This is a genomic window from Actibacterium mucosum KCTC 23349 (assembly GCF_000647975.1).
GTDB lineage: Bacteria > Pseudomonadota > Alphaproteobacteria > Rhodobacterales > Rhodobacteraceae > Actibacterium > Actibacterium mucosum.
Genome location: NZ_JFKE01000001.1, coordinates 607,947 through 624,160 on the forward strand (window position 1 = coordinate 607,947; position 16,214 = coordinate 624,160).

General features: G+C 60.5%; 17 protein-coding genes. 2 read left to right on the top strand and 15 right to left on the bottom strand.

What is annotated here, in order from left to right:
• Positions 1-5: 5 nt before the first annotated feature.
• The 8 genes from ACMU_RS02980 to ACMU_RS03015 all read right to left on the bottom strand — a co-directional run bounded on the left by ACMU_RS02980 (position 6) and on the right by ACMU_RS03015 (position 8,103).
• Positions 6-1,406 (bottom strand): TRAP transporter large permease, encoded by a 1,401-nt coding sequence (locus ACMU_RS02980; RefSeq protein ID WP_035255869.1) that lies wholly within the window; start codon positions 1,404-1,406, stop codon positions 6-8.
• Positions 1,407-1,409: 3 nt separating this feature from the next.
• Positions 1,410-2,042 carry a TRAP transporter small permease subunit gene (locus ACMU_RS02985; protein ID WP_035255871.1) on the bottom strand — a complete coding sequence of 211 codons (633 nt, stop codon included), beginning with the start codon at positions 2,040-2,042 and terminating at the stop codon, positions 1,410-1,412.
• Between the two features lie 63 nt (positions 2,043-2,105).
• A complete protein-coding gene (gene dctP / locus ACMU_RS02990; protein WP_035255872.1) occupies positions 2,106-3,110 on the bottom strand; it encodes a TRAP transporter substrate-binding protein DctP in 1,005 nt (334 codons plus the stop codon).
• Positions 3,111-3,229: 119 nt separating this feature from the next.
• Positions 3,230-3,808: an NAD(P)H-dependent oxidoreductase gene (locus tag ACMU_RS18595; protein ID WP_051587840.1), complete on the bottom strand. Its 579-nt coding sequence runs from the start codon at positions 3,806-3,808 to the stop codon at positions 3,230-3,232.
• A 3-nt stretch (positions 3,809-3,811) separates the two neighbouring features.
• Entirely contained in the window at positions 3,812-5,149 is a 1,338-nt protein-coding gene (locus tag ACMU_RS03000; protein ID WP_035255873.1) for a sigma-54-dependent transcriptional regulator, read from the bottom strand.
• The gene (locus ACMU_RS03005) at positions 5,146-6,885 is read right to left on the bottom strand and encodes an ATP-binding protein (RefSeq protein WP_081805362.1); all 1,740 of its coding nucleotides are present in this window, start codon (positions 6,883-6,885) and stop codon (positions 5,146-5,148) included. The genes ACMU_RS03000 and ACMU_RS03005 overlap by 4 nt, the downstream gene beginning before the upstream one ends.
• Before the next feature lie 72 nt (positions 6,886-6,957).
• The gene (locus ACMU_RS03010) at positions 6,958-7,728 is read right to left on the bottom strand and encodes a hypothetical protein (protein WP_035255874.1); all 771 of its coding nucleotides are present in this window, start codon (positions 7,726-7,728) and stop codon (positions 6,958-6,960) included.
• 24 nt (positions 7,729-7,752) lie between these two features.
• Positions 7,753-8,103 (bottom strand): winged helix-turn-helix transcriptional regulator, encoded by a 351-nt coding sequence (locus ACMU_RS03015; RefSeq protein ID WP_035255876.1) that lies wholly within the window; start codon positions 8,101-8,103, stop codon positions 7,753-7,755.
• Positions 8,104-8,210: 107 nt separating this feature from the next.
• On the opposite strand from ACMU_RS03015, the gene ACMU_RS03020 reads away from it, so the two are divergent.
• Together ACMU_RS03020 and ACMU_RS03025 are read left to right on the top strand one after the other, a co-directional pair.
• The gene (locus ACMU_RS03020; protein WP_035255877.1) at positions 8,211-9,332 is read left to right on the top strand and encodes an oxidoreductase; all 1,122 of its coding nucleotides are present in this window, start codon (positions 8,211-8,213) and stop codon (positions 9,330-9,332) included.
• Between the two features lie 99 nt (positions 9,333-9,431).
• The gene (locus ACMU_RS03025; RefSeq protein ID WP_035255879.1) at positions 9,432-9,797 is read left to right on the top strand and encodes a VOC family protein; all 366 of its coding nucleotides are present in this window, start codon (positions 9,432-9,434) and stop codon (positions 9,795-9,797) included.
• A 14-nt stretch (positions 9,798-9,811) separates the two neighbouring features.
• On the opposite strand, the gene ACMU_RS03030 is transcribed toward ACMU_RS03025, so the two are convergent.
• The 7 genes from ACMU_RS03030 to ACMU_RS03055 form a co-directional block, all read right to left on the bottom strand.
• Positions 9,812-10,801 carry a hypothetical protein gene (locus tag ACMU_RS03030; RefSeq protein WP_152544484.1) on the bottom strand — a complete coding sequence of 330 codons (990 nt, stop codon included), beginning with the start codon at positions 10,799-10,801 and terminating at the stop codon, positions 9,812-9,814.
• A gap of 89 nt (positions 10,802-10,890) precedes the next feature.
• Complete coding sequence (locus ACMU_RS03035) at positions 10,891-11,283, bottom strand: RidA family protein (protein WP_035255881.1); 393 nt, start codon at positions 11,281-11,283, stop codon at positions 10,891-10,893.
• 78 nt (positions 11,284-11,361) lie between these two features.
• The gene (locus tag ACMU_RS03040) at positions 11,362-12,165 is read right to left on the bottom strand and encodes a class I SAM-dependent methyltransferase (RefSeq protein WP_051587842.1); all 804 of its coding nucleotides are present in this window, start codon (positions 12,163-12,165) and stop codon (positions 11,362-11,364) included.
• Positions 12,166-12,319: 154 nt separating this feature from the next.
• Positions 12,320-13,282 carry a PLP-dependent cysteine synthase family protein gene (locus tag ACMU_RS03045; protein WP_035255883.1) on the bottom strand — a complete coding sequence of 321 codons (963 nt, stop codon included), beginning with the start codon at positions 13,280-13,282 and terminating at the stop codon, positions 12,320-12,322.
• 931 nt (positions 13,283-14,213) lie between these two features.
• Complete coding sequence (locus tag ACMU_RS19675) at positions 14,214-14,474, bottom strand: ATP-grasp domain-containing protein (protein WP_236626176.1); 261 nt, start codon at positions 14,472-14,474, stop codon at positions 14,214-14,216.
• A gap of 18 nt (positions 14,475-14,492) precedes the next feature.
• Positions 14,493-14,972, bottom strand: a complete 480-nt coding sequence (locus ACMU_RS19680; protein ID WP_236626177.1) for a hypothetical protein — start codon at positions 14,970-14,972, stop codon at positions 14,493-14,495.
• A 453-nt stretch (positions 14,973-15,425) separates the two neighbouring features.
• Positions 15,426-16,139: an acyl carrier protein gene (locus ACMU_RS03055; RefSeq protein ID WP_152544485.1), complete on the bottom strand. Its 714-nt coding sequence runs from the start codon at positions 16,137-16,139 to the stop codon at positions 15,426-15,428.
• Positions 16,140-16,214: the final 75 nt, after the last annotated feature.

Consider the following 16,214-nt stretch of genomic DNA (forward strand, 5'->3'; position numbering starts at 1 on the left):
GTTTTCTAGATCTGGCTGGGCAGCCACAGCACGATCTGCGGCATGGCGACCAGCACCGCGATGGTCACCGCGTCGGCGATAAAGAACGGCGTCACGCCTTTGAACACGTCCTGCACGCTGAGGTCCGGGCGCACACCCGCCACGACAAAACAGTTCAGCCCGATGGGTGGCGTGATCAGACAGAACTCGGCCATCTTCACCACCAGGATCCCGAACCAGATCGCGCACATCGGGCCGCTCATCCCAAAGGTGCTGTCGGCGGCCGACACGAACTCGCCCCCGTTCAGCGCCATCACCGCCGGATAAACCACCGGCAAGGTCAGCAGCAGCATGCCGATGGCGTCCATGAACATGCCCAGCACTGCATAAGCCAGCAGGATGCAGATCAGGATCAGCATCGGCGACATGGTCAGCGAGGTGATCCAGTCCGAAAACGCGCCCGGCAGATCGGCAAAGCCCAGGAACCGCACATAGACCAGCACGCCCCAGATGATGGTAAAGATCATCACGGCCAGCTTGGCGGTTTCCATCAGCGCGTCGCGCAACTGCGTCCAGCGCATGCCGCGATAGACGGCCACAAGGAACACAACAAAGGCGCCGATGGCCCCGCCCTCGGTCGGGGTGCCCCAGGCGTCGCCGCCAAATGGGTTGTAGACGAAGAAGATGATCGCCACGACCACGAACACGATGGGCAGCGCCGGGGGCAGGGCGCGCAGACGCTCGCCCCAGGTAAAGCCGCGCACCGGCGGGCCGAACCCCTTGATCGTCAGCGCCAGCCCCACGATCAGCGCGCCATAGATCAGCGCCGAGACCACGCCGGGGATGAACCCCGCCAGCAGCAGCTTGCCCACATCCTGTTCCACGATGATCGCGTAAATCACCAAAATGGCCGAGGGCGGGATCAGGCTGGCCAACGTGCCGCCCGCGGCCACCACGCCCGCGGCAAAGCGTTTGTCATAGCCGATCTTCAGCATCTCGGGGATGGCGATGCGGGCAAACACCGCCGCCGTCGCGACCGACGCACCCGACACCGCCGCAAAGCCCGCCGTGGCGAACACGGTCGACACCGCCAACCCGCCCGGCAACCAGCCGACCCATTTTTTCGCCGCCTCGAACAGCGCCTTGGTCAGGCCCGCGTAATAGGCCAGATAGCCGATCAGGATAAAGGTGGGGATCAGGCTCAGCTCCTGCGCTGATACCTTGGAATGCGGCACCTGGCCGGCGGTTTTGGTGGCCACGGTCAGCGCCCAGCCAAAATCGTCCAGCCCGTAATCTTTCTTGGCCCAGAAAATCCAGATCAACCCGATCATGCCCGACAGACCCGCGGCAAAGGCCACGCGCATGCCCAGAACCACCATGATCAGCAGCCCGCCGCTGACCCACAATCCAATTTCGATAGGTTCCATGGTTCAGCCCTCTCCGTTCGATACGGTTTCAGCCTCGGCAGCGGCCTGTTCGGCGGCCGATTGCACCAGCGGCACGGCGACGGGGCGCTCTAGATTGCCGGCAAAGGCGCGGCCAAAGCCCCACAATTGCAGGCACAGCCGCAGGCACAGCACCGAAAACGCCACCGGCGCCAGTAGTTTCGCCGGCCACAGCGGCAACGCGATATCCATAGAGCTGTCGCGGCTCCACATCGGTGCTGCAAAGTCAAAGCTGCGGGCGAAATGCGCCCAGCTTCCCCAGACCATCAAAACCATCAGGATCAGGATCAACGCGGTGGTCACGAACTCCGCCGCCCACAGGGGCCGCCCGCGCAGCTGGCCCACCAGGATATCCATGCGGATATGGCCGCCCTCGCGCTGGGTGAAGGCGATGCCCATAAACGCGATCAAGGGCATGGCCTGCTCGATCCAGTCCACATAGCCCGGCAGGGGTGAGGCAAAGAAATTGCGCCCGCCCACCGACACCACCGCCAAAACCATCAGCCCGAACACCGCCAAACCGCTCAGCAGCGCCAGCGCCCGTTCCAGCCGCAGCAGCGCCCGGTCCAACCGGCTCAGCGCGCTGCCATCCTCCAAAATCGCGGAATGCCCCGCCATTGTCCCTCTCCCCAATAAAAAGCCCGGCCCGCGTGTTGGCGGGCCGGGCAAAATGTCGTGACGTTACTGGCCGATCATGCCGGTGACGAAGTCATACAGCTCCTGCGCGGGCAGGCCGCGCGCGGTGTTGTCGGCGATCCAGGCTGCGGCGGCCGGGCCGGCAGCAGCTTCCTTGAAGGCCGCAATCTCGGTGTCGGCAAAGGTCACCTGTGCGATGCCTTTTTCCTCCAGCGTCGGGCCCCAGGCATCCATCGTCGCACCGTTATAGGTGGCGATGTAATAGTCCAGCGCCTCGTCCACCGAACCCAGCAGCGCGTCGCGATGCGCATCCGACAGACCGTTCAGCGCGTCGGTGTTCACCACAACCGGGCAGTTCACGGTGCCGGGGTTCAGGTTGGTGGTCCACCACTTGCCGGTTTCCACGGTGCCAAACGACATATGGGCATGCGGGGCAAAGGCCACGGCCTTGACCACGCCACTGTCCAGCGCCTGGCGCACTTCGGTGGCGCTCATCGAGGTCGGAACGGCACCCACGGCACCCATCGCGGCACCGATGCCGCCGGTTGCGCGCACGCTCAGCCCTTCGAAATCGGCCAGCGTTGCAGGCGCGTCACCCACACCCACGATGTTATACTGCGGCAGCGGCGACGGCATCAGCAGCGTCGCGTTCCAACGGGCCAGATCGGCGATGGCGGCAGGGTGCTGATACAGCGCCTGGCTGATCTTGCGCTCTTCTTCCAGAGTGCTGACACCCAGGAATGGCAGTTCAAGAACGGTGATCGACGGGTTCTTGTCGCGGTGATACCCGGCGCAGAACTGTGCCATTTCGAACGCCCCGATCGAGATCCCGTCCAGGTTCTCGCGGTTTTTCGACAGGCCGCCATAGCTGATGTTCAGCGTGAACTCGCCCCCGGTCTTTTCGCTGACCAGCTCGGCCAGTTTTTCGACATGCTCGGTAAAGGCGCGGCGTTTGCCCCAGAGCGAGACATTCCACTCTTCGGCCATGGCCTCGGTCGCAAATGCAAAGGAAATCGCGGCGATCGCTGCGCCACGGAATGCACGTTTCATCTTCTATCCTCCCTGAGATTCGGAAACGTTATGTGGATAAGATAGCGATTGGCGATTGGCGGACTATGAAGGAAAACGCGCATTGCTGCGGCAAAGCCCTGCGGAAACCCGCAAGGCGGTCAAAACGCGCGCCCGGCCTCGAACGCCTCGGTCAAAATCGCGTCGCGCCGCGCCTCGGGCTCGACCGCGGCACCGGTCAGCAGGCGGATATCGGCGGTGCCCATGCCAAACAGGCCCAGCATGCCGTCGCGCCAGATCCGCGCGATGTCTTTGTCCACGCCTTTGGGGTGCCAATCCTCGGGCCGCCCACCCGCCGGGATCAGCATCAGCGCGCGGCGCGGGCGTTGCAACGAGGCACCGGGATCGTCGACCTGATCATAGGCCCAGCCAAAGGACCACACCCGGTCGAACCAGCCCTTGGTCATCGCCGGCATCCCGTACCAGAACAGCGGAAAGATCAGCGCCAGCGCATCGGCCCGGTCAATCCGTTCCTGTTCGGCGGCAACGTCGCCCGGAACCGCCGCGCCCCGGAACACCGCCGCATCGGCCGCGGTCCAGCGCGGGTCAAACCCCTCGGCATGCAGATCGGCAACCTCGTGGCTGTGGCTGGCCCGCGCCAGCCCTTCGGCAAAGCGCGCGGCGATCTGGTGAGAGAATGAACCGGGTTCGGGGTGGTCGATCACGCACAGCACATGCATCGGCTACAACAACGCCTCTTTGTCCAGGCCCAGCTTCACCACCTTCTCGTTCAATGTCCGCCGCCCGATGCCCAGCGCCTCGGCCACCGCGTCCATGCGGCCCTGGTGGCTGCGAATGGCGCGCGCGACCAGCTCGCGTTCAAAGGCGGCCACGGCCTCGCGCAGCGTATCGGGCACGTCGCTGATGCCCTGATCGGCGCGGATCGCCTCGGCGACCGAGCCGCGCCCCCGCCGCGCCGCCAGCACCCGGCGTTCGGCCACATGGCGCAGCTCGCGCACATTGCCGGGCCAGTCATGGGCCATCAGCGCGGTGGTGTCGTCCTGCGTGCGCTCGGGCGGGGCCACCTCGTAGATGCGGGCGTATTCGGCGGCGAAATGGTCAAACAACAGCGGCAGGTCATCGCGCCGTTGCCTGAGCGTGGGCAGCGACAGAACCACCGTGTTGATCCGGTACAAAAGGTCGGCCCGGAACCGCCCGGCAGCCACCGCCGCGTCGGGGTCCTCGTTCGAGGCCGAGACCAGCCGGAACCGCGCCGGCACCGGTGTCGATTGGCCCAGCGGCGTGAACTCGCGGGTTTCCAGCGCGCGCAGCAGCTTGGCCTGCAAATCCATCGGACAGGCGCAGACCTCGTCCAGAAACAGCGTGCCGCCCTCGGCCGCGGCCAGATGCCCGCGCGGGCCATCGGCACGGCCAAACATCTCGGCCTCGAACCGGTCAGCGGGCAGCGCGGCACAGTTCAGCGCTACGAAAGGCCCTGCGCCATGCGGGCCCAGATCGTGCAGCGCGCGCGCCACCAGTTCCTTGCCCGTCCCGGTCTCGCCCAGCAACAGCGCCGCGGCGTCGGTGTCGGTCAGGTCCATCACGTCGGTGCGCAACGCGCGGATGTCGTCGGTCTGGCCCAACAGGATGCGGTCCAGCCCCGACAGCCGCGCCAGCCGCGCCCTCAGCCGTGCCGTATCGGCCGCCATCCGGCGCTGTTCTGCCGCGTGGCGCAGCACGGTCAGCAACCGGCGCGGATCATATGGTTTCTCGATAAAGCTATAGGCGCCATCCTGCATCGCCTGCACGGCCATCGGAATGTCGCCATGGGCCGAGATCAGCACAACCGGCGGCGCGTCGGCCCCCAGATTGCCCAGCAGTTCCAGCCCGCTCATCCCCGGCATGCGCACATCCGACAGGATCACATCGGGCTGAAACCGGGTCAGCTCGTCGGCCACGTAGTCCGCCCGCGCCACGGCGGCGGTGTTCCATTCGGCGGCGTCCAGCAATTCGGCAAGGGATTCGCGCATGGCCTTGTCGTCATCGGCGATCAAGACCCGAAACGCGGGGCTCTGGTTCATTCGGCGGCCTCCCTGCCGGCTTGGATCAGGGGCAGGGTCACCCGAAACTCGGCGCCACCCTCGGGCAGGTCGCGCGCGCTCATCCGCCCGCCATGTTCGCGCAGGATCTCGCCCGAAATGGCAAGGCCCAGCCCCATACCCTGGCCGGACGAGCGCGTGGTCACGAACGGTTCCTGCAAATCGCTCAGATCGGCACCGCGCAGCCCGGTGCCGGTATCCTGCAACGTCACCGTCGCCTCGTCGCCGATGGCGGCCAGACCCACGCGCAGCCGGCGCGGCGTGTCGGTGTCCTCCATCGCGTCCAGCGCGTTGCGCATCAGGTTGGTCATCACCTGTTCCAGCCGCATCCGGTTGCCATGCACCTGCAACGGCCCGGTCGAGGTCTCTACCTGCACCTCCACCCCCAATGTCGCGATATTGGGGGCCAGCAGCGCGCGCGCCTCGTCAACCACGCTGTTCAGGTCCACCGGCTCCAACGCCTCGTCGGCGGCGGGGCTGGCAAAGAATTTCAGCTGCCGCGTGATCGCCTCCATCCGCGCCACCAACCCTTGCAGACGGCCCGTCATCCTGCCGCTCTGGCCCGATATCTCGGCCGCTGTCAGGTGGTTCTTCATCGCCGCGATGGGCTGGCCCAGCTCATGCGTGACCGAGGCCGCCAATTGCCCCAACACCGCCAGCCGCGAGGCGCGCGCCAGCTCGTCCTGCGTGCGGTGCAACCGGCGCTGCGCGGTGCGCCGCTCCTCGATCTCGACAGCCAGCCGCGCGTTTGCTTCGCGCAGCGCCGCCTCTTCGGCCTCGGATTTGTGCAGCGCTTGGCGGATGCGCACATTGCGCCGCGCTTGCGTGATCAGGATCGTGGCCGCCGCCACCACCGCGGCAATCACAACCGTCAGCCAGCTGCGCACCCACATCGCGCGCGGGTCGGCAAAGTAGTGCAGAACCCAGCCATGCGGCAACGCATCGCTGGTGACGTGCAGAAACGCCTTGGCCCCGATCCGTGCGCCCTGGTCGCCGGTTTCGTCCCAGTTCAGTGGCGTCAGGGGTTCGTCGGCGAATTGCTGACCGGCGCGAATATCGGCCCGCTGCGCCGTCGTCAGAGGCTGCAAGGCGCGGTACCGCCACGCCGGGTCCGAGGCCAGAAAGACAACGCCGTCATCATTGGCCAGCAACACGTTCTCGCCGCTTTCGGCCCAGGCCGCCGACAAGGTGCCCAGATCGATCTTGATGGCAATCACCGCCACCACGTCACCCGACGGCCCGCGCACCGGGTCAGCGATGAAATAGCCCGGCCGCCGCGTTGTGGCACCGATGCCGTAAAACGTGCCGTGCCGGCCGGCGGCAGCCTCGCGGAAATAGGGCCGAAACCCGTAATTCTGCCCCAAAAACGTGCCCGGCTGCCCGGCATTCGACGCCGCGATGGTCAGCCCGGTCATGTCCATCAGGTAAATCGCCTCTAGCCCGGCCTGTTCGGCAAAGGCTGCCAGCCGGCTGTTCAGCGCCGCGCGGTCGTGGCCCAGCGTGGCGCGCTGCACATGGGCGTCGCGTGCCAGCACAAACGTCAGATGGGCAAACCGCCCAACCTCGGCCACCAGCAACCCGCGATGCAGCGACAGCCGCGCCTGAGCCTTGTTCACCTCTTCGGTGCGGAAAAACGCTGACGACCCAAAGAACAACGCAACACCAGCCACAACAGCCAGCAAAAGCCCCAACAACACGTTGCGTCCGGCAAAACTCACAGCGATCCTCCCGCGTGGCAGGATTGCTGAACTTGCCGACACTGGCAAGTCGGGTTGCGCAAAAGTGGGCCGTTAGGACTTCTTCAGAAGCTTCCTTAGCCTTCGTTTCAGCCTTTTACGAAGGTTCAGCCTGTAGCCTCGTTGCCGCTGCGCATAACCTTCAAGCATTGCAATTTGGTCCTGCTCTTGTGGTGTCAGCTGACCTAAAAAACGGCGCATTTGAACAGAGGCTTCGCTGTTGTCATACCCGGACCCTAACTCGTGCAGTACCACGACGTCTTGGTTTTGAACGACAAAACCATTCGAGACACGCGTAAAGGCCACAGCGGCGTGATCGATCCCCCAGCCCAGATTGTTGCTGCGACAATCGAGTGCCTTCAACCGTTCAACAACATGTGGCCCAAACGCAGTCACGATGCCGTCTGTTTGCGCAATTGACCGAAGTTGCGGATGGCCGCGTATCGACCCAACCAAAACGTCTTCTTGGTGCCAATAGGTATCACGGATCACGGGTGACCAGACGCCAAGTTCGGACAGATTGGCAAAATCGTTGCGACAGGCAGCCACCAGTTTTGCCCAGTCATCGCAATGGGTGTCCGCATGTACCAACAAAAGAATATCGCCATGGCAGGCCTCTAACGCGACGGCCATCTTGGGGCCGAAGAATTCTTTGTGCGAAGTGCGGATCCACTCACCCGGGCCAGTTTGGTCTTTGTGCCCGGGATCCGACCAAACCGTTGTCAATCGGTCGACAACAGGCAGCAGCTGCGCCCCTATGGCCCGTGCATCCTCGATTTTGTCATTCCATGCAATCAGCACGGCATGCACATTTGCAGGTTTCATAGCCCTTTTCGACGCCTCAGAAGTCTAGCCCGCATCGTTGCGGCCAATTTTTTGTTCAAGGTAGTCCTTAGACCAAGCTTCTAGGTTTGCAAGAATTGGTTTCAGGGTCTGCCCGTGCGCGCTCAGTGCGTATTCCACTTTCGGGGGCACCTGCGGGTACACCTTGCGCGTGATGATGTCGTATTCTTCCAAGTCGCGCAGTTGCTTGGTCAGCATGCGTTGCGTGATGCCGGGGATGGTCCGGTGCAATTGCCCGAACCGCATCGTGCCTTGGCATAGGCACCACAGGATCATGCCTTTCCACTTGCCACCGATTATGCCCAAAGCTGTCTCGGTTGGGCAGAACAGCTGTTCCGCTTTGGATGGGTTTGCCATGGGGTCCCTTACTTACCTTTTTGTAGGTATATACCATAAATGTGCATTCTTGCGGCAATTGCATGCAAGGCCTAACTCGGCCTCATCGCAAACGAAAGCCGGAACCGATGAACAGCCAAACTACGCAACATCCAGCCCTCGACGCAGGTAAAATCCACAACCTCGCCCTCAGGAACCGCTATGTCGTCGCGCCCATGTCGCGCGCAAGTGCAGGGGAGGACGGCGTGCCCACATCGGAAATGGCCGCGTATTATGCCCGTTTCGCTCAAGGTGGCTACGGCCTGATCATCGCCGAGGGTGCCTACACCGATACCATCCTGGCGCAATCCTATGGCAACCAGCCCGGCATGTGCACGGATGCCCACGCGCATGGTTGGAAAGCCACCGTCGACGCGGTGCATGCTGCGGGTGGCAAAATCATCCTGCAACTGATTCACGCCGGTGCTGTTTCGCAAGTTGTCGATACTCCGCACGCGCCTTCGCCCGTGCGCCCCGATGGTATGATGTTGCAGGGTTATGGCCCCAAGCAAGGCGCCTATCCCGTTCCGGTCCCCCTGTCAGACCACCAAATCGCTGAAACAAAGGCCGGGTTTGTCATGGCCGCGCTTCGCGCCGAACGCGCCGGGTTCGACGGCGTCGAGGTCCATTGCGCCAACGGATATCTGCTGGATCAATTCCTGACACCCGAAACCAATTCGCGCACCGCGCCGTATGGTGGTTCACTGCAAAACCGGATCCGCCTGACATGCGAGATCATTGCCGAAATTCGCGCAGTCACAGGCCAGGATTTCGCCACGGGTGTGCGCCTGTCACAGGCCAAGGCCACGCAGCCGGACTATTTCTGGCAGGGCGGCCTGAAAGACGCCGCGGTGATCTTTGACGCGGTGCATCTGGCCGGGGCGGCCTTTATCCACCTTGCCAGCGAAATCAAAGGTTACACCTATCACAGCCGTACCAAACAGGGTGAAAGCCTGACCAAACTGGCGCGGATGCGCACCGGGTTGCCGGTGATCGCCAATGGCGGGTTGCAAGACCCTCAACTGGCGCGGGACATTATGTCGGCGGGCGAGGCTGATTTTGTCTCGGTCGGTAAATCGGCCTTGGTGAACCCCGACCTGCCACAAAAAATCGCCGCTGGTCAGACCCCGGTCGAGTTCTCGTTCGATGTGTTCTCGCACGGCGTTTCTCTGGCGGGGCAGGCGCAGTGGCAGGCGGCACAAATCGGTTGAACGGGACGCAGAGTGTTCTTCAGCCGGCACCGGGTGATAAACCGACAACCCAGCCGTTTGCATGCTATAGAAAGGCGACACAAACCGAAGGGTAAACCCATGTCCACGCCGCTGGGCCGATTGGTCATTTACACCAAGAAGATCGACGAGATGGCGACGTTTTATGCCCGCCATTTCGGCTTCACCATCACCCGGTTGGAAGGTGACCGGATTGTCGAGCTAACGCCCAAAGGCCCCGGAGCCGCGATCTTGCTGCACCCGGCCTCGGCGCGGCAAAAAGAAGGGCAGGTGATGGTGAAACTGGTCTTTGACATCGAAGACGTTGCCGGGTTCTGCGAAACGGCCAAGGCCAACGGTCTGACCTTCGGCAGGCCGTTCAAGGCCGACGGCTATACCTTCGCCAATGCCAAGGATCCCGCCGGCAACTCGATCCAGATCTCCAGCCGCGCTTTTGCACCCCGTTAGGTGCGGTTTGGTCCTTACCCGTTTGTCAGCACAATGCAGCGAATGGCGGCCGCCGCGAGAAACTCGTCAAAAGACCAAATTGTAGAGTCTGGAAAAACCAGCAATTCGCTTTTGGCCGTTTCGAACGCATCGCAATGACCGGCCAGTAGTGACCACCCAACGATCAGGTTCCACGATCGGTAATACGCCTGAACGTCATGTTGGGAAGGCTGGTGCGGTAACTCGGGTCTGTCCAACACCAGCGGACCATCCGAAAACAGGCTGAGCGCCGTCCGAATGGCCGACCTTTCGACATGGTCTTCAAGATCGCTTTTGTCCGTGTTGGCTTCAATATAGCCAAGATACGCCCTCAGAATCTCCTCGGCCGCATCGGGCTTCTCAAGAAGTCTGGCAACGGTCAGCTTTTGTTGACGGCTTGCGTCGTCTTCGAACCTGTCGGCCAGTTCATACATCAAGTCAGCCGAGCTTGTGGCGATCGGTATCTGGTATTGGTCGGCCGACGCGCCGGGCCCGCCCATCAGAACTTGAATTGCTTCGTCTACGCATCCGTTCAGCCAATAGGCTTCGATACCCTCGTGGCGAAACCGATGAGGTTCGCTGCCAAAGTCAATTGCGTCCACAACATCCAGCAAAGTTCCGGCGACCAGCTTTTTTCGAAATTCTCCCTTGTCACCCTCATGTGAATAAATGGCGGGTGGCATCAGTTTACGTTTCAAAGATTTCTGCCTGTCCACCGAGAATCCCGCCCAGTATCGAGCGATCTCCAGATGCGCCCTGACCACCGGGTCTTCCTGGGTGTCGATGTATTCCTGTGTAATCGGCTGGCCGCGCCACGTTGGCCTTTCGGCGCAATTGGCGTGGGCGAAACCCGGCAGCATCGCGATGGCAACAGCCAGAGCTTTCAACCGGAACCAACCCATGGACGAGCTGAACTGACAAACAAACATGGCTTTGAGTACTCTCTTCAAATTGCGATCGCTTCGACAATTACGCGCAGCTTGCAAAACACAAAGACCGATTGGTTTTCTGGAAGGGCCGCGCGGATTTCTGCACGGTCCCAGCCTCGAAGCCCGGGCAAAGTCACCTGCAAATTCTAACCGGGCCGCTTGGCGACGCAGTCGATTTCGACCAAGGCCCCAACAGCCAGCGCCGTAACCCCAACCGTCGTGCGGGCGGGGCGGCGATCTTCGGGGAAAAACGTCTGATACGTGTCGTTGAACGCGGCATAGTCGCGCTCGAACTCGGTCAGAAAAGCGCGGCATTGTACGACATGTTCCAACCCAAGGCCCAGTTCGGACAAGATGATCGCGAGGTTCTCCATCACGCGAACGGTCTGTGCCTGCACCCCGTCGGGTAATGGCGCGTCCGGGGCGTTGGGGTCGGTTGGCATCTGGCCGGTCAAAATCACCCATCCGTCGGCCTCGACCGCATGGGAAAACGGGGCAACCGGACGAGGGCCTTTGGCAAAAAGATGAAAATCGGGCATCGAACCTCCTGTATTCATGGCGTTTCCGGTCACCTTGCAGCCGGTGCCACGATAGGTCGGCAGGATGATTTGCCAATCCTAAACGGCGACAGCCTCGACAACGTGAACACGCGCCGGAACCCGCACTCCGTCGTCACCCTGATACGCCGCGCAGGCCTTTGCAACCGCCCCCTTGATCTCTGCCAGTTGGCTTTCGTCGACCTCTACGCCCTTCAACATCATGCCCACGGTCACTTTCATATGAAGCGCCGCCACGCGGTCCGCAGGCCCGGGTGGCGTCAGGTTCACGTCAAGCGTTTGAATGCTGGGCCGCCATCCGCTCCGTTCCAGAATTGCTTCAAGGCCGGAAGGGTTGCCAAACCGCATCGGGCCCGGGCCCGCCGGATCGGGGCGTGGCAGGTCGGTGATCCTCTGCTCCAATATCCCGCGCGGCATCGAGAACCACGGGTTCTCTGGCGGGGTCGCCCAAAAGGTCGCGGCCATCCGCCCGTTTGGTTTCATCGCCCTTCGCAAGTTTCGAAACGCAGCGTCGTTGTCTTCGAAAAACATGATCCCGAAATTCGCGATCAATGCGTCGAAAACGCCTGTTTCATAGTCATGCGTTCCCGCATCGCCCACGATCAGTTCCACGTTGCCCGGTACGCGTTCCGCCGCGTGGGCGATCAAAGGCGGCGCCACGTCGATCCCGACAATGCGCCCGGTCTCACCCACGGCCGCGGCCGCCTTTGCCAATGTCGGCCCGGTGCCGCAGCCAACATCCAGAACCGTTTCTCCGGGTCTCAATTTTGCCGCGTCAAACAGGGCCGCGAAAACCTCGGTGAAAGACGCCTCAAGATCGGGGGCAGCCTCCAACCAAGGCTGCGCCATTGCATCCCAATCCATTTCAACCCTCCCCAAGATCACGATTCTCTGTTCAGCTTGGCAGCTTAGGCGCAAATGCGCAGTGACCAAAGCATCTGCAGGTCACAACCGCGTTAAAGCCTCATAGGGCAGCCGCGTTTTGTCAGCCACTTGCGACAAACTCGTTTGCGCCGGTTCACGGAAACAGGTCGGTGGAAAGGTACTTCAAACCGGAGTCGCAGATCACAACCGCAACGGTCTGCCCCCTGTGCGGACCTTTCAGCAGTTCAAGCGCCCCCGCGACATTGGCCCCGGCCGAGAACCCCGCAAAGATACCTTCCAACCGGGCCAAATCACGCGTGATCTCGCGCGCTGTGTCGCCGTCAATCTGCAAAAACCCGTCCCACTCGAGACCGCGAAGAAAGTCGAGGTCATCCATCACATAGCCCCCGCCCTGAATCGGGTGCTCTGCCCGCGTCACCTTCTGCCCGGCCAGAACAGCAGCCCCCGCCGGTTCAACCGGATAGCATTTGATCTGCGGGTTTTGCGCGCGAAGAAACTTGGATGTTCCGGCAAGGGTTCCCCCCGATCCGACAAAGTCACAAAACGCGTCCAGATTTCCGCCGCACTGCCGCCAGATCTCAGGGCCGGTCATGTGTTCATGCGCGTCGGGGTTGCCCCGCCGCCGGAACTGATCAGCACGAAACGCCGCTTTGTCGGCGGTCAGCTGCGTTGCAACGCGGTCAACCTCTGCAAGATCGGCGCCGGACACTTCGCCGGGGCGGCTGTCGGGCAACTGATCAACCAAGACCACCTCGGCCCCCAGTGCCGCCATCATCCGCGCCCGTTCAGGCGAGTTGCCTTTCGACATGACGGCAACAAACGGATAGCCCTTGATGCCACAAACGATGGCAAGCCCGGTGCCCATGTTGCCACTGGTCAGCTCGACAACCGTTTGCCCCGGCTGCAAAGCGCCCTCCCGTTCCGCCGCCTCGACAACCCCCAGCGCGGCGCGGTCCTTCTTTGAAAACCCGGGGTTCAGATGGTCAAGCTTGGCCAAAATTGTCCCCGCGCACCCATGGTGCCGCACCAGGCGATCCAGCCGCACCAACGGCGTGTTCCCAATTGCGCCAAGCACGCTATCAAGTGTTTCGTTCATGGCAAACTTCTCCGCCTGAGTTCATGCGCGACATGGCAGGTGGTTGCCAAAGTCCTCTGCACGCGCACCAATGGCCGATTTACCACGGCAAGCGCGGTTACAGAACGCTTCCACATTGTCCGTCAGAAATTGCGTAGGTTTCCACGACATAGCGCCCTACCGCATCCCCTGAAACGATGCGTACAGCAATGAAGTCTGGATCTTCGATATCCGTTTGTTGCTGTACGAATGGAATGACAGATGGCGCATAGTGATTGCAAAGCGTCAACAAAAACCACCCAGCGTTGCCGATCAATCCTTGGGAACTGGTTCAGGTTGGATACGCCTCCCTATTCCCACGCCATGGGACGACGCGCTTTCGCTGGGGCGCTCCACGGTCTCTGTGCCGTTCAGCCTATGCCGCCGTCTGCCATGCCATTGCCCTTGCTTCGCGCAATTTCTTTTGCATCATACCCCGTACCCGGGGTGTGGGGCCCGTGGGTTTTTGGTGGCTGCCTTTTCTTGAGCCTTCTAAGGTGCAGAAAGAAACCGGGGGCCAGAAAGCAGACGATCACCGGCAAGACAAGCAAAGTTATTTGGTTGGCCGTCAAAGCAACCTCCGACGAATACCGCTGAGTTCAACCTCAAGTGTATATCATGCAGCCCAAGGATTGCAGCACACGAAACTTCGGACGCAACACGGACATTCCGACAAAAGATCCGGCGAATTGATCGGAGTTTTGCAGTGCAAAGCGCGGACCGAACAACCCGGTTTTCGGATCGATCCCTGTCACTAACAAACGTACCTTTCCCAAGCCCGGCAGTTTGGGCAAATTTTCCCGCCCCCGGCGCGGTCAATAAGGGGGGAGGACGGTATTGGTGCAGGTCGCGGAGAGTGCATCGAAATGTTGGTATGCGTACGAAGTACCATTTCGCTGCAAGGACGCCAATGTCAGCTTTTTTCGCGGCCCTGCGAAACCGCATCGATTGACAACACAAGTTTTAACAGGTCGGCCTCGTAGAATCCGGCTGCATTGATGCAATTCGTTTCGAGCATCTTAAGTCCATCGTCTGTTCGGCAAACATCAATAACGTAGGCGGGAGAATAGTCCGGGTTTGCCATCACCAGCTCCTTGGCAAACTCTAAGGCATCCTCATCAATTTCACGTCGATAAACGGTGCGTGATCCCTCCTTGTAGAGCGAGAAAGTCACAACCTCATCTCTGACTACCTACAGCCGCCATTCTTTGAGAATGCGAACGGGTTTCGTGAACATCAATTCTGTATCGTGGCGAAGCGATCCCTTGGGTATCTCGTGCTCTTCAAGCGCGAGAATCTTGTTGGCCAAGTCAATGATTTCACTTGAAATTCTAACCTTTCCCGGTTCTTCTTTGCTGTCTTCAACTGGGCGCAAAAACCAGCTTTGCCCGTCATCGGGGAGTTGTTCCGGAACCTCTCGCAGCGTCAGGAAAAGAGCGTCCACTCCATTCAGGAGGAACGGATGCCAGGGCTTCTCATGGACAAAAGGTCTTATCTTGAAGACGCCGGGCTTAAGGTCGTTAACTTGTGGGTATCGCCATAGGGTATAGGAACCGAACATGACGACCGTGTTCGGGTCTTTGATAGCCGGAGGCGGTGTCAGGTCGCCGACAAATGGCACCAATTTGTGCCAAGTGTACGGAATTCCAAGCCGATCAAGCGCATCAGCCAATTTTCGAGTGTCCTCAAAATCTTGGAGTAACCATTGCATAAATTTGCGCTCAATCTAATAGCTCTGCCCCTTTTATACTGAACATCATCTCGCGCGATGCTCAACAACAGACATTTGCGCACGTTGCAGCATCGGTCAAAACGGACACAAATCAGCCCCTCGCACAAATAAGCCCCGGTCGATTGACCGGGGCTTGCGCATTCCATAGCGCGGGCCGAACGCCCCGGTTTTCGGGTTGATCCCTTTCACCGACACGCCCACCTTGCCCAAGCCCGGCGGTTTGGCGAACCTTCCCCAACCCCCCGGCGCGGTCAAAGGCGGGTGGTGGGCGGTATTGATGCAGGTCGCGGAGAGTGTATAGAAAGGTCGGTTTGCGGGACGAAGCTGTCGTTCGTTGCCTAGAGCTAAAGGTCTGCTTACTTGAGCTCGCAACAAACAGAGTTCTAAGATGTGCTAATCGCTGTTTTTAGGAACATCTAGGTTTTTGGAAGGTCCAATGCGCTCTTTCGCGAACTTGGGAAAGAAAGTAGTTTGCTTGTCTATTGGGTCTCGCGACCCTGAGTGTTCACGTGCGATTTGACAGACCAGTGCCCAAACTGGATCAAAATTCGTCTTGAGCTTCAGTTTATTAATCACAAGTTCGTAGAGATCACCCATCGATACTAGCGTCCCAGCTTCGCTGTCTTCAATTTCGATGCCAAAAACTTCTTCGATGGCCATTAGCATCTCGACGTCATCTAAATCATCACCAAGATCAATGGTATTGAGGCGCTGTGTGATGCGCGGCCTGCTATACTGAAACAGCCAAAGCGACAAGAGTCCCAGCACACCTATCGTAACGTAGGGTTCTGCACGACAACCTTCTTCAAACGCTGCATAAATGATGCCCTCTCCCACCCAGAACCAGACTGCAGCAGTCAAGACACCTGTCAAAAGGAATACTCCTGCGCACAGGATCGAAAGCCATCGTTGATTGAGGTACAGCGTCACTGCAATGAGACAAACTAAGCCAACGCCCAGTGGAGATGTGAAGAAGAAATACAGTTCTTCAAAACGATTCACGCTACCACTGCTTGGGTCCCAACTAGGCCGTACCTTGTCACAGACCTCTGCCAAAGCTGGTGAACCGGCAATCAATGCAATTGTGCTGTATACAGTTAGGCGCACCCTCGAAGTCCTCTCTCTAGAAAACACGTAGTTGACATTCGCTGCGTCGCAGAAGAATTGCAAGTTGGGCTCAAA